The sequence below is a fragment of the Bartonella harrusi genome (assembly GCF_024297065.1).
Lineage (GTDB): Bacteria > Pseudomonadota > Alphaproteobacteria > Rhizobiales > Rhizobiaceae > Bartonella > Bartonella harrusi.
Window position 1 is genome coordinate 504,919 of the sequence record NZ_CP101114.1, and the last position, 13,401, is coordinate 518,319.

12 protein-coding genes and 4 pseudogenes are annotated in these 13,401 nt (G+C 36.2%); 15 read left to right on the forward strand and 1 reads right to left on the reverse strand.

All coding sequences use genetic code 11. The features are described from left to right. The first annotated feature begins 222 nt into the window (after nt 1-222). From NMK50_RS02285 to NMK50_RS02305, 5 genes and pseudogenes are all read left to right on the forward strand, one after another. Nucleotides 223-1,611: an amino acid permease gene (locus NMK50_RS02285; RefSeq protein ID WP_254770718.1), complete on the forward strand. Its 1,389-nt coding sequence runs from the start codon at nt 223-225 to the stop codon at nt 1,609-1,611. A gap of 233 nt (nt 1,612-1,844) precedes the next feature. After that, complete coding sequence (locus tag NMK50_RS02290; protein ID WP_254770719.1) at nt 1,845-2,057, forward strand: hypothetical protein; 213 nt, start codon at nt 1,845-1,847, stop codon at nt 2,055-2,057. A 30-nt stretch (nt 2,058-2,087) separates the two neighbouring features. Continuing rightward, nucleotides 2,088-2,336 (forward strand): hypothetical protein, encoded by a 249-nt coding sequence (locus tag NMK50_RS02295; protein ID WP_254770720.1) that lies wholly within the window; start codon nt 2,088-2,090, stop codon nt 2,334-2,336. A gap of 141 nt (nt 2,337-2,477) precedes the next feature. Next, a complete protein-coding gene (locus NMK50_RS02300; RefSeq protein ID WP_254770721.1) occupies nt 2,478-3,005 on the forward strand; it encodes a filamentous hemagglutinin in 528 nt (175 codons plus the stop codon). After that, nucleotides 3,002-3,401, forward strand: a pseudogene (locus NMK50_RS02305) (hypothetical protein). Before NMK50_RS02300 ends, NMK50_RS02305 begins: the two are co-directional and overlap by 4 nt. A gap of 35 nt (nt 3,402-3,436) precedes the next feature. On the opposite strand, the pseudogene NMK50_RS02310 reads toward NMK50_RS02305, so the two are convergent. Further along, nucleotides 3,437-4,010, reverse strand: a pseudogene (locus NMK50_RS02310) (integrase arm-type DNA-binding domain-containing protein); the annotation flags it as partial. A 392-nt stretch (nt 4,011-4,402) separates the two neighbouring features. Between NMK50_RS02310 and NMK50_RS10500 the strand changes: the two are divergent. From NMK50_RS10500 to NMK50_RS02360, 10 genes and pseudogenes are all read left to right on the forward strand, one after another. Continuing rightward, nucleotides 4,403-4,605, forward strand: a pseudogene (locus NMK50_RS10500) (hypothetical protein). Between the two features lie 115 nt (nt 4,606-4,720). Next, complete coding sequence (locus NMK50_RS02315) at nt 4,721-5,095, forward strand: ATP-binding protein (RefSeq protein ID WP_254770722.1); 375 nt, start codon at nt 4,721-4,723, stop codon at nt 5,093-5,095. Nucleotides 5,096-5,148: 53 nt separating this feature from the next. Then, nucleotides 5,149-5,325, forward strand: coding sequence for a hypothetical protein (locus NMK50_RS02320; protein ID WP_254770723.1), 177 nt, complete (start codon nt 5,149-5,151; stop codon nt 5,323-5,325). 278 nt (nt 5,326-5,603) lie between these two features. After that, nucleotides 5,604-6,032, forward strand: a complete 429-nt coding sequence (locus tag NMK50_RS02325) for a hypothetical protein (RefSeq protein WP_254770724.1) — start codon at nt 5,604-5,606, stop codon at nt 6,030-6,032. Nucleotides 6,033-6,118: 86 nt separating this feature from the next. Then, on the forward strand, nt 6,119-6,733 hold the full coding sequence (locus NMK50_RS02330) for a hypothetical protein (RefSeq protein ID WP_254770725.1): 615 nt from the start codon (nt 6,119-6,121) through the stop codon (nt 6,731-6,733). A gap of 1,073 nt (nt 6,734-7,806) precedes the next feature. Further along, a complete protein-coding gene (locus NMK50_RS02340; protein ID WP_374112206.1) occupies nt 7,807-8,385 on the forward strand; it encodes a tetratricopeptide repeat protein in 579 nt (192 codons plus the stop codon). A 342-nt stretch (nt 8,386-8,727) separates the two neighbouring features. After that, entirely contained in the window at nt 8,728-9,225 is a 498-nt protein-coding gene (ccmE, locus tag NMK50_RS02345; RefSeq protein ID WP_254771158.1) for a cytochrome c maturation protein CcmE, read from the forward strand. Continuing rightward, nucleotides 9,215-11,200, forward strand: a complete 1,986-nt coding sequence (locus NMK50_RS02350) for a heme lyase CcmF/NrfE family subunit (RefSeq protein ID WP_254770726.1) — start codon at nt 9,215-9,217, stop codon at nt 11,198-11,200. The genes ccmE and NMK50_RS02350 overlap by 11 nt, the downstream gene beginning before the upstream one ends. After that, nucleotides 11,197-11,654: pseudogene (locus NMK50_RS02355) on the forward strand (cytochrome c-type biogenesis protein). The gene NMK50_RS02350 and the pseudogene NMK50_RS02355 overlap by 4 nt, the downstream one beginning before the upstream one ends. Nucleotides 11,655-11,837: 183 nt before the next feature. Continuing rightward, a complete protein-coding gene (locus NMK50_RS02360) occupies nt 11,838-13,349 on the forward strand; it encodes a Do family serine endopeptidase (RefSeq protein WP_254770727.1) in 1,512 nt (503 codons plus the stop codon). Nucleotides 13,350-13,401 lie beyond the last annotated feature (52 nt).

Below are 13,401 nucleotides of genomic sequence, written 5' to 3' on the forward strand. Positions count from 1 at the left end.
AGTGTTGGCTTATTACGTAGAATGATAAAAATTTTAAGTTATAAAAAAGCTAAATAATTCAAAATAAAATTATTTTTTTATTTTCTATGATAGAGTGTGCGGTTAGCTATTGTTCAATGTTTTTAAAAAATATATTCGTGAGAAAAACATGAAGTTTTATTTATACGAAATGGATATTTGTGGTATGGATTTTAGTCAAAATTTCAGTGAAGAAGGAAAAAAATGGTAACGAATGAACTGAAACGAGGGATGAATAAGCGCCAAGTTATTTTTTTAGCTCTTGGTTCGGCTATTGGAACAGGCCTTTTTTATGGGTCTGCACAAGCGATTAAGCTTGCTGGTCCAAGTGTTTTGATTGCTTATTGCATTTCTGGTTTAGCAATTTTTATGGTTATGCGAGCCCTCGGTGAAATGATCATTCATAATCCATTGCCAGGTTCTTTTGCTCGTTATGCTGCAAATTACATATCACCATTGGCTGGTTTTTTAACGGGGTGGACATACGTATTCGAGATGATTCTTGTTGGTTTAGCTGATATCACAGCTTTTGCGACTTATATGGGGTTTTGGTATCCTCATGTTGCACCTTGGATATGGGCGCTTAGCATTACACTCCTCATTACAGCGATTAATTTGGCAGCGGTAGAAGTTTATGGTGAACTAGAGTTTTGGTTGTCTTCTATTAAAATTATTGCGATCATTGCGATGATTGTTTGGGGGATAGCAATTATTGTGTGTGGTTGGAATACAAGTGTAAATTCCCCTGCTGTTGGTCTTCATAATTTGTGGAAAAATGGTGGTATTTTTTCCAATGGCTGGTTTGGTTTTTTAGCTTGTTTTAGTGTTGTCGTCTTTGCTTTTGGTGGCATAGAAATCATTGGGATGTCCGTGATGGAAGTACAAAATCCTTATCAAACGATTTCAAAAGCAATTAATTCTACTCCAGTGCGCATTTTACTATTTTATATTATGACTTTGACTATTTTAATGTCCCTTTATCCTTGGAATAAAATTGGTTTTATGAACAGTCCGTTTGTTTCAATTTTTGAAAGTCTTGGGATTTCATATGCAGCGAACATTTTGAATATTGTTGTTGTTACAGCGGCTATTTCAGCGATGAATAGTGGGATGTATGGTGCTTGTCGTATGATACATGGGCTATCGCAAGAAGGGTATGCTTTGAAAAAATTTCAATATTTATCAAAAAACGGTATACCAATTTTTGTTATCTTACTAATCTTCATTATTTTCCTCCTTGGTGTTGTCCTTAATTATTTTTATCATGAGGGGCTATTTTTTCTTATTGCAGCGATGGCAACATTTGCAACAGTTTTTGTTTGGATGATGATTTTACTTTCGCAAATTTTTATGCGTCTCAAAATGTCTAAAGAAGCGCAAAGTAGTTTAAAATTTCCAATTCCATTTTGGCCCATAGGACCGATTTTTTCTATTTTATTTATGATTTTTATTTTTATATTATTGTGTTTTTTTGACGATACGCGGCCAGTTTTGATTGTCGGTGTGAGCTGGATTATTTGGCTTATTGTTTGTTTCTATGCACTTAAACTTTATAATTTGAAGAAAAAGCAAGTTGCACTAAAATACGAGTAAGAATTAAGTTAGGAAAAATAGCCAATACTTTTATGGGGAAAAGACGTTTAATAATTATCCTTATAGACTAGGAAATTTTTTTGTTGTCCTTTTGTTTTGGGAGCTCTTTATAAAAGAGGATAAATTTTCTGGTAATGATACCAGCGTTATGGAGAAATCAGGGAGTGAAGGGGCTGGGGTGGAAGATTTTGAGATCATTATAAAAGAGAAAACGGCGTTGACTGGAGGCATTATTGTCAATACGGCGTCTGTTGAAAAAAAACAACCTAACAACAGAAAGTATCACAGCGGCGGACATCATCGACAGGGCAAGTGCTCAAGCTAGCAATAATGGCACTCTCATCATTATTGATGAGACAGAGCTAAAGGCATTGACAGGGCAAGGGGTTGAACAAACCATCGCCTCCCTCAACCGCGACACTGCGACAGCCCATCAAGCTGTATAACCGCTTGATGTTGGTAGGCTAGAACAGATCGTGCATGAAAACCGTGAAATGGCAACCCAATTGCTAGAAGAAGGGTTTAAATACAGCGATGAAGCTTATAAAACCCTGTTTATCAAAAAGCACCCCATCTCTGTGGTGGCCCGTGATAAAGTGGCCCGTGATAAAAATTGCAAAATCATCTATAAAAAAGATGCAAATGGGGAGCCTCTAGAAGACGCTCGTGGTCAAAAAATTCCCGAAACGCGTCCTTTAACAGATGCGGATAAGCAGCATTTATAGAAAGGCGCTGATGGTCGGGTTCATATCTCTCTCAATGGGATTTTTACACCGTCTGAAGAGGCTGCTGTTTATGCGGTTCAACATGCTAAAAATAAAAATGATCCGATTTATGTTGTTGAGTTTCCGCAAGCAGATTCGGCCATGTCAGAATTACTGGTCGCAGGCTATCAAAAGTTTCTGGAAAATAACTTTTGGGGTTTGAGCAATTCAACACAAGAAGCAAAAGATCTGATGCGTATCTACGGTAATAGCGGGTTGCAACCCTATGGCCATAGTCGTGGCGCTATGACATTGGGGAATATGTTGAATTCTTTCAAACAAGAAGGCGTGCATGGTATAGCCGACAATACGAAGATCAATTTTTATGGACCAGCGGCTAATGCCGCAGCTACAGCCGGTCTGTTAGGTTATGTGAGTGATGGCAAACAAACCACGGTTGGCTTTGATGGGCATAAAGATGACTTTGTAAGCCGGTGGATCGGAGGCAATGGCTATACCTATGGGACAATGCCTTCTGGTAGTAGCACTTGGAACGAAATGGAGAAAATGTTCACAGATCCCAACAATGTCCATACGTGTCTTAGAAACGCGAGTGCTATGTGTAGATATAATTATGGCACATCCCATTTAGAACAAGTTCCTTCAAATAAATCGTGGAGTAAGAAATGAAACAAATTTTAAAACTATTAAGTACTATAATTCTGTTGATTATAGTGGGATGTCAGTTTAACAAACCTCCCACATCATCTCTAGCGGTATGGAAGAAGCCAGGAGCAGATTTTACGGAGGTGGGAAAAGCCTTGTTAGAATGTGGTATGCCAACCCCTTATGATGTTTTTCCAGAAAATTAGAAGCTAAGTAACAATGCACTAGCAACAATTCATGCTTGCATGGTTCAATCAGGATTCCGCTATGAAGAAAGGGGGGGGATGGTGTGTAAATCATAAAGCCGAAAACCTACCCATTTGTCGTCCCGGTGCTGTCATACCAAAACGAAGTGTTGAAAAGCGCTTAAACAGCCCGTTTTGTAAAAAAAGTCCAGTACAACCTGAATGCAAGTCTTAATTTTTTCTGGTGATAATGAATAATCCTGCTCTTATGGCGGGATTGTTTCTCCAAACCATTGCTGGTCTATTTTTAACTTTATGGCGTTGTTTATCTAAGAGGGTGCGTGCTTTTTTTGTTGCTTGTAAATCAACATCTAATCCCAATGCAGCAGCATGTTTGAGACAAAGATTAAGACGAATGAGAGCTTTTTCTGCTGTTGTAGCTTTAGTATGCCAGATGGGAGCAAGTGTATTGCGTATATCAGTTTGGGTAATTTCTGAAACCGGTAGACAAACTAATTTAGGAAGAATATAAGGACGTAAAGGTGCAAACCAATGTCCATTTTTACTATCATTTTTGAGTTCAGCTTTACGATTTTCAAAAGCATCCAGAGCAATATCTTTTAAATAATGCAGATTACGCATTGCTTCACGTTTTTGTTTGTCACGTTCTTTAATGGGGTTACGTCCCTCACGAAGAACAAGACGCCATTGTGTTGCACTATTCACGGGCTTTTTTAAAAGAGACATCTCTTAAAGCACCTAAGCCCATTTCACGACGTTGCCCGTAGATGGTATAACGTCAAAGCCATTGATCACCACCATCTTTACTCCTATGAAGGTGCAAGTCGGCCCCATCATACTATTTACCAGCTTCCAATGTAGCGGCAGTCCTTGCACTAAGATGGTTCATAAGAGGCGTTTTATTCCTTTCTTTAGAGTTTTTACCCACACAATAATCCCACTTGTGACGTGCAAAGGGATGGTTTGATTCATCATAAACAGGATTGAAATGAGAGAATCTTAGGGTATTCACAGTTCTAATTCAATATGCAAAACGATGAATTGTCTTTAAAATCAATGTATTGTCCGTTTAATATGTGGCAAAGAGGTTTGAGAGTTGTGGTGATTGGGTACCCATTTATTTGGATCAGCAAGATGTTGGTGTGATCAGTGCTAATCTAGCAAGAGATATTTTAAAGCATAATAAGCATGGGGCCTATTTATGTGGTTGGAAAGATGAGTAGAAAGCACAAGAGCGAAGCAAGCACTCACAGAGAGAGAACGATAGTTTCTTCATGAGATGATCAATACCTATCAGAGGGTGAAAATGATGACTCGTTTTATGAAGTGGATCGTATTTTTTGTTTTTATGTTTGTTATCGATTGTGCATCGTCTGATGGATGCGCTCGAAAATATTCTCACACATTTAAAACAATGAATTTCAAAGAATTAACAATTTTCTCTATAAAAACAAATTGTTAATATATGTGGGCTTAATTGGCATATTTAGTAATATTATTGGCTAAAAAATCAGAGAAATAATGGGAATTGTTGTGATTAAAAAACAAGAAAATAATAAAGGTGAACATTTTTCTATGAGAGAAAATCTTATTGGAAGAGTTTGTCGTTTTCCTAAACCGTCCACTGAAGTGGAAGCTTTACAGCCTGTTTTTGAAGCAGTAAGCAACGCTATCCACGCGCATGAAGATTCTATGCGAGAAGATTCCAGAAGCGCAGGGAGTATAGATATAACAATCAAAGATATCAATAATAATGAATCATTCCAAATTATAATTAAAGACAATGGTGTAGGGTTGGATGATGAGCACTTTAAAGCTTTTCGTACTGTAGATACCAACTTTAAATTAAAAAAAGGAGGGAAAGGGGGTGGGCGGTTGCTATGGTTGGATGCATTTAAGAAAATATAAGTTAAAAGTATTTTCCTTGAAGCAAATCAGCTTTACCAGAGAAGTTTTAAGTTTTGTTTAGAAGAAAAAAACAGATTCTTGATCATTCAAAAATACCTCTGATTAATCAAGAAATAACAGGAACAGAGATTATTTTTACAGGTTTAAGAGATGCTGCCTATCAAAAATATTTTCCACGCGAAACTGACGCAATTATTGCTCATCTTGGTGCACATTTTTTTCAGATTTAATTTTAGGAGAAATTCCTCAAATAAATTTTTATTATAATCATATACCTGTTGATTTAGCAAAAAAAGTTAAAAGTTATTTAGTAGAAAATCGGGGAGAGATTACACTTAAAACACCAAAATTTGGTTTATTAAAAATTCATAATTTTATTTGTAAGAAGGATGTTAACCACAATGTTAAGGGAAATCACAAACTACATCTTTTTGCGCATAACCGCACTGTTATTACTAAAAGCATAGATAATCTGGTTGGTTTTGGAAGATTTGGAGAGAAAAGGTCGGTGTATCATGGTTGCATAAGTGGTCAATATTTAGATGATAGAGTCAATCAAGAAAGAACGAATTTTTCTTTTAACAATAGTATATTGGATGATATTTTACGTGAAGTTGCCGATCACATCACAGAGAGCGTTCTGGCTCCAGAAAATGACGAGTATGAAAGAGAACGTTTAGATAAATTAAAAAAATTTTGTAAAACGCACCCTTCCTATTGCTTTGATAGTTATGAAAACTTATTAAAAAAACTTCCTAAAGCTGCAAAAAATAAAGAAGCATTTGTTAACACACTGGCTATTCATAAGCTGAGGAGAGAAAAAAAGCAAGATTTGAGAATTGAAGAAATATATCGTGAAATGCCAATACGGAAAGCTTTTCCACAAAGATTTCTGAACTTGCAAAAGAAGTTAAAGATGAAGAAACAAGACAGTTAGCAGAGTATGTTATACGGCGTAAAGTTATACTTGAAATTTTAGAGAGGCTAATAATAGAAGTTAAGAAAAATGATAATGGTCAAGAAGTGCCGCATTTAGAAAAAACATTGCATAAACTTATTTGTCCAATGTCTGTTCGGGGAGATGATCCCGAATCTAGGAAAAGCTTAACGCACGATTTATGGATTATTGATGAGCGATTAACATTTACAAGATACTTTGCTTCGGATGTTTCTCTCAACAAAATCGTGGACAATAGTACAGAAAACGGACGTCCTGATTTGGTATGTTATGATCAATTATATGCTCTAGGACTAGAAGGTCGTATTGATGCAGATTTAGATAAGTTAATATTGGTGGAGTTTAAAAGACCAGGTCAGAAAAACTATAAAGAAGGTTATTTCCCTATGCATCAAATAAATAAATACCTTAATGAGCTTAGAGGAAAGCGTATAAAGACATTTGATAATAAGAAAATAAAGATTTCAGAGCAGTGTATTTTTGATTGTTATATTATTGCTGATATAGAAGGTGAACTTAAAACGCAAACGTCCACATGGCAAAAAACAGCGAATGGGCGAGGGAGAATTAATCCTTTACAGGGAGAGTTTCGAGGATCAGTTAAAATAATAGAGTGGTGGGATTTATTGGAAGATGCAAAATTAAGGAATGAAGCATTTATTTCTACATTAAATGTTTAATTTTTAGATGTGCTTGACAATATCTTCGCATATTTTAAAAGGTAGATAATCAAAAATTAAAACGATTAAATCATTAAAAAAATCTCTCGAAAAGAGCTGCTGATTCGAAATAATTGTAGAAAAAAATCTAAAATTTTTTTCTAGAGTCAGGGTAAAAGTTTCTTCATTTCATAGGATTTTTTAGATGATTACACCTTTTGTAAAAGCTTACGCAAAATGCGCATTGATCACACTCTGAACATCTTTTAGATATGGCAGAGAGATTAGATGTTTCTGGGCCATTTTTATCATCTGTAGAAATGGGCGAAAACCTGTACCCGCGTTGATATGGAAGAAAAGATCATAGAGCTTTACGCTTTAAATAGAGCTTTACGCTTTAAATTAAGAGGCAGCAACCTGCTTAAGGAAAAAAGTGGATGCCTGTCACAATAATTTTGTCATCAAATCTTCTGATCCATTGTATTGTGAAACTGTTAGCATATTTATTAGACTTTTAAATATTTTTTCACAACAGGATTTAGAGGTATTCAGAGAAATGTTAGAAGCAATTATAGAAGAAAAAAGCAAAAAATGCTCATATTCTGAAAAAACATTAGAAAATTCTATTCCTTAACTTTGATTCACGCATTCAGCACATTAAAAAAGAAGGTCATTATACTACAGCAGTATATTTATAAAAATATAAAGGGGAGGGTATTCTTTCGTAATTTTGAGAGATAATATCTGTTTGTGATTAAAATGGAGAAATGAAAATTTGTTTTTATATTCTTGATACTTATGAGAAAAATAAATGGTAAACGTTACGATACTATCCATAAATTAAAGTGGAAGTCTATCATTTTACATCAGAGTTTTCGTGAATAAGGGAAGAGTATAAATTGGTTGCGTTTTTTGATTTTCGGACTGGTATCAACATGATATGCTATTACGAGTTTTGTCAGCATTTTTTCTTACTCTTCTAGCAAGTGTTCTTTTTTTCGCTCCATAACTGTGGAACGAAAAAAGAAGCGAGAGCTGATATCATTGATAGTGATAGGTGTCGTATGTATTCGGTTGATTTTGATAAGACTTGTATGCATCATAAAAACAGACATACTTTTAACGCGCTTAGTGTTTTATTTGTTCTTGTTATGACTTGGAGTATTTATGGTCTTACAGGTAATCCAGAAGTTAAAAGTTATTTTTTTAACGAGTTAATGGATAAGGATCCAAAGAAGCTTAGTAAGCATGAACAGCTTGTTCGTCTACAAGTGCTTTTTTTTCGTGCACCTCGTGATGGTAAGTTAGCAGATGCGTTAGCCATAGGATACCTAGAAGAAGGTCAATTTCAGGATGCTGTAAACACTTATTTAGATGCGCTTCGCTTGAATAGAGAATCTGCTCCAAGGCTTGTTGGATATGGGTTGGCATTGGTGGGTTATGAGGGGGGAATGATTACGCAAGAAGCACAAAATGCGTTTCAAAAAGCAGTGGATTTAGCGCCAAAAGATTTTTATCCTCGTTTATTACTCGCTGAAGCACTTCATCAGGCAGGAAAGTCTATGCAGGCGGTGCAGTTTTTACAAAATTTTCTTGATACAATGCCTGAAAACTTTATAGGACGATCGCGTGTTGAAGCGATGATCATTCAGTTACGTGATATGTCCGATTAAAATATCGAGAAAGTGATGTTGGTGAGTTTAGATGATTAAAACAGAGGCAATATGAAAAAATACTCAGACAAGGGATTTGATGGTGATACGAGAAGGGTTTTATGCACGTGATGAGGAGATTGAAGTATTGAAGTTAAATAATGAAGGAGTATGATACAGGTTAGTTAAGGTATATACTAAGGGGCAGTAGGGAGCAAAAGTGACTCTTTTATAAAAAAAGAGATAAGAAAATGCTGAAGAAGTCTTTGGGGTGGAGAAAGGTGTTGGACTAAAAAGTTGCACCTCTCTATAAGATATGCGAAGCTCTTATAACGTGTTTATAAAGAGAATTGTAGAGTGCCTATAAACAGTCAATCATTTCATAACTCTCCTTCATTGAGAGTCATCTTAAAGCAGCGAAAAAAAAAGCGATTGCTGATGATTTTTTTGTGCTTCTTTATTGTAGGAAGTACAATAAGTCTTATCATCTACGTCATGCATAATACAATGAGTTTTTTTCGAATGCCGTCTGAAATTACAAGGGAAGATATTCTAACGCGGCGTCCTTTACGTTTAGGTGGTTTTGTTGAAAAGGGAACTGTTGAATATGTTGGAGAGAGGGGCGTTCTTTTTTTTATAACGGATCATACAAAACACGAAAAAATATTTTTTAATGGTACCTTACCAGATCTTTTTCGTGAAGGGCAAGGCGTTATTGTGGAAGGGTATTTTGATAAACGGGGGCTTTTTATTGGTAAGCGTGTTTTAGCAAAACATGATGAGACTTATATGTCTAAAGAAACAGCTGATCGCTTGAACAAACGTCACAGTGTGGAGAAAACATTCAATCGTGCTCGTTGAATTGGGTCATATTTTTTTAGCCGCAGCGTTTGCAGTAAGTTTATTAGGGGCGTTTTTACCTACTTTGGGTGTTTGGTGGAAAGAGCGTTTGTTGATGCAAACAGGAGTTCCTCTAACATATATTACTTTTACATTATTGTTTTTATCTTTTTTGATTATCGTTCACGCCTATATTGTATCGGATTTTTCTGTTTTGAATGTTGTTGAGAATTCCCATTCGGAAAAACCGATACTTTATAAAATCACAGGTGTTTGGGGAAACCATGAAGGATCTATGTTCTTATGGGTTTTAAGTCTGGTTTTTTTTAGCACATTGATGGCATCATCTCGCCAACATTTACCAGAACAGTTTAAGGCGCTTATTTTAATATGCCAAAATTGGATTACAAGTGCTTTTCTTTTATTTATTCTTTTTATGTCCAATCCTTTTTTACGTGTTAATCCACCGGCATTACAGGGAAAAGATCTCAATCCTCTTTTACAAGATATCGCATTAGCCATTCATCCACCACTTCTTTATTTAGGCTATGTTGGTTTTTCACTTTGTTTTTCTTTTGCAATAGCAGCATTGATTATGGGGCATATTGATAGTTTTTGGGCGCGTTTGGTTCGTCCTTGGCTTCTCCTTGCTTGGTGCTTTTTGACCTTGGGTATTATAGTTGGTTCCTATTGGGCTTATTATGAGCTAGGATGGGGGGGATATTGGTTTTGGGATCCCGTTGAAAACGTTTCATTTATGCCTTGGCTTTCAGGAACGGCATTTTTGCATTCTGCTCTTGTTCTTGAAAAGCGGGAAACATTAAAAAGTTGGACTTTATTTTTAGCCCTTCTGACTTTTTCCCTTTCTCTTATGGGAACTTTTCTTGTTCGATCTGGTCTTTTAACGTCTGTTCATAGTTTTGCGGTTGATCCAGCACGGGGACGAGCAATACTTGCACTTTTATTCTTCTTCACAGGAGGTGCTTTTGTTCTTTTTGCATTCCGTGTACCTGTTTTGAAAACAGGGAAATTCTTTCAGCCAATTTCCCGTGAAGGTTTGATTGTTTTAAATAATTTATTGCTCACAACAATAACCGCAACAGTATTCATTGGTACACTCTATCCTTACTTGATTGAAGCATTAACAGGTCAAAAAATTTCTGTAGGTGCTGCCTTTTTTAACCTTACCTGTGGTCCTTTAATAGTGTTATTGTTATTGCTAGTACCATTCGGATCGATGATGGCATGGAAACGTGGTGATTTTCTTGCAGTTATTGAGCGATTGTGGCTTGTTTTTATATTCGTTTTTATAATCTGTTTTATAACATTTTATAAAGCATCTTTGCGTGATATTTTTGCTACTTTAGGAATTGGCCTTGCAGCTTTTGTTTTTTTGAGCAGTTTAGTTGATCTTTGGGAAAAGAGCGGACACCGAAAGATAGCATTGTCAGTACGAATTAAGAGATTTATTGGATTACCATGGTCCGTTTTTGGTGCGGCAATAGCACATATGGGATTAGGTGTTACATTATTCGGTATTGTCTATGCTGCGACTTTTTCACAAGAGCGTATTCTCACCATGCATAGAGGAGATATCGTGACAATAGCAGATAAAACACTTCACTTTGATGGAGTTCACAATGGTGCTGGTCCAAATTATTCTACAATGGAATTTCATTTTACAATATATGAAAATAAAAATGGTGTGCGCAGTGTAACAGCATCAAAACGTTTTTATTCAAGTCAAAACACATCAACAACAGAAGTTGGTATTCAAAATCATGGCTTATCTCAGTTATATATTGTGCCGAGGCGTATAGATGATCAAGGGCTTGCTGTCCATATATGGTGGAAACCTTATATAATTTGTGTTTGGTTAGGGGGATTGATGATGGCTATGGGGGGATGTCTTTCTCTTTTGGGCTATTGGTTCCGTATTGGGTTATATAAACCTTTAGCTTTCCACTTTAAATTTTTTAAAAAGGTGTTGAGATGAAAAAGGGCTTGTTTTGGATTTTGCTTTTTTTTACAGCTCTTTTTTCTCTGTCGATAGCAATGGCAGTGGAGCCAGATGAAATTTTAAAGGATACAGCTCTTGAGTTACGTGCCCGTGAGATTTCCTCATATTTGCGTTGTCCGATTTGCCAAAGTCAATCGATTGATGATTCAGATTCCTCTCTCGCACGTGATTTACGGTTGTTAATTCGGAAACGATTAAAAATGGGCCATACCAATCAAGAAGTGATTGATTTTCTTGTTGAACGATATGGTGAGTTTATTCTCTTAAAGCCGCCATTTAATAAAACAACTTGGTTTTTATGGTTGTCGCCTTTGATAATTCTTTTTATTGGTGCAAGTGCTATATTGTTTCGGATAAGATGCTGTAAACAATGAAGATAATGATTTTGAGTGTTATTAAAGAAAAAAAGTCAAAAATACTGTTGTATTAGAAGAGGTCTTGTAGGGAAAAAGTTAAATTTATTTAAATTGCGTATGACCTTCTTGATAATGATGCGTGGTTGTGACCTTAAATCTTACAAAACTTTAACAATTTAGACAGAAAACGGTAAGGTCTGCTGCTTTATAAATGGTCTCGATAAAAATATAATAAATTGAATAGGAGCGTATACCAAATGGTTAAAAAAACTTTCTTTAAAACATTAGTCGCAGTAAGCTTTTCTACTGCGTTGGAAAGTGCATTGTTTTTTAGTGGATGTGGGGCAAGTTTTTGGACGACAACGGCTCACGCCAATTCTATATTTTCTTCATCAGTGCAACAGCCGGGATTTGCAGATATTGTTTCTCAAGTGAAACCTGCGGTTGTTTCAGTACAAGTGAAGAGCGATAAAAAGAAAGAAGAATGGTTTTTTAGCAATTTTTTTAGTGGACCAGGGCTTGACCAACTACCAGATCAGCATCCTTTAAAAAGATTTTTTAAAGAATTCCATGAGTTGGATAAGCCTAAAAACAAGTTTCCATCACGTTCACATAGACCTCGTCCTATAGCTTTTGGTTCTGGATTTTTTATCTCCTCTGATGGTTATATTGTGACCAATAATCATGTGATTTCTGACGGCACCAGTTATTCTGTTGTTCTTGATGATGGTACAGAATTAAATGCCAAGCTCATTGGATCAGATCCACGAACAGATCTTGCAGTCTTGAAGGTAAACGACAAAAGAAAATTCTCCTATGTTGATTTTGGTGATGATTTAAAACTTCGTGTTGGTGATTGGGTTGTTGCTATTGGCAATCCATTTGGCCTTGGTGGAACTGTGACAGCGGGTATTGTTTCAGCACGTGGACGTGATATTGGTACGGATGTCTATGATGATTTTATTCAAATTGATGCCGCCGTTAATCGAGGAAATTCTGGTGGTCCAACATTTGATCTCAATGGAAAGGTTGTTGGAGTAAATACAGCAATTTTTTCTCCTTCTGGAGGGAATGTTGGAATTGCTTTTGCTATTCCGGCAGGGACAGCAAAACAGGTTGTGCAACAACTTATCGAAAAGGGTTCCGTTCAACGCGGTTGGTTGGGGGTTCAGATTCAACCTGTAACGAAGGATATTTCAGATTCGATAGGTTTGAAAGAGGATAAAGGTGCTTTAATCACTGATCCATTAAAAGGACCAGCAGCAAAAGCTGGTATCAAGGCAGGGGATGTCATTATTTCGGTGAATGGTGAAAAAGTTAATGATGCCCGTGATTTAGCAAAGCGTATAGCAAATATTAGACCAGGCGAAACAGTAACGTTGGGGATTTGGAGATCTGGTAAGGAAGAAAATATAAAAGTGAAACTTGCTTCGATGCCTGAAGATGAAGGGAAAAAAGGAGGATCAAAATCTTCAAATGAGCGGAGTGATTCAGATGGAACATTGGATAATTATGGTTTGATTGTAGCGCCTTCAGATGATGGTGTAGGATTGGTTGTAACGGATGTGGATTCGGATTCAGATGCTGCAGATAAAGGCATACGCCCAGGTGATGTGATTGTGACAGTGAATAATAAAGCTGTGAAAAAAGTTTCTGATATTGTCGATACAATCAAGAATGCTGAGAAGTTAGGACGAAAAGCGGTACTCCTACAAGTGCGAACAAATGGTCAAAATCGTTTTGTTGCTCTTCCAATTTTAAAAAAATAACACTTTGTTGATGTAGGACAGAGATTTTTGAGATTTCTGTCCTATTACGCAA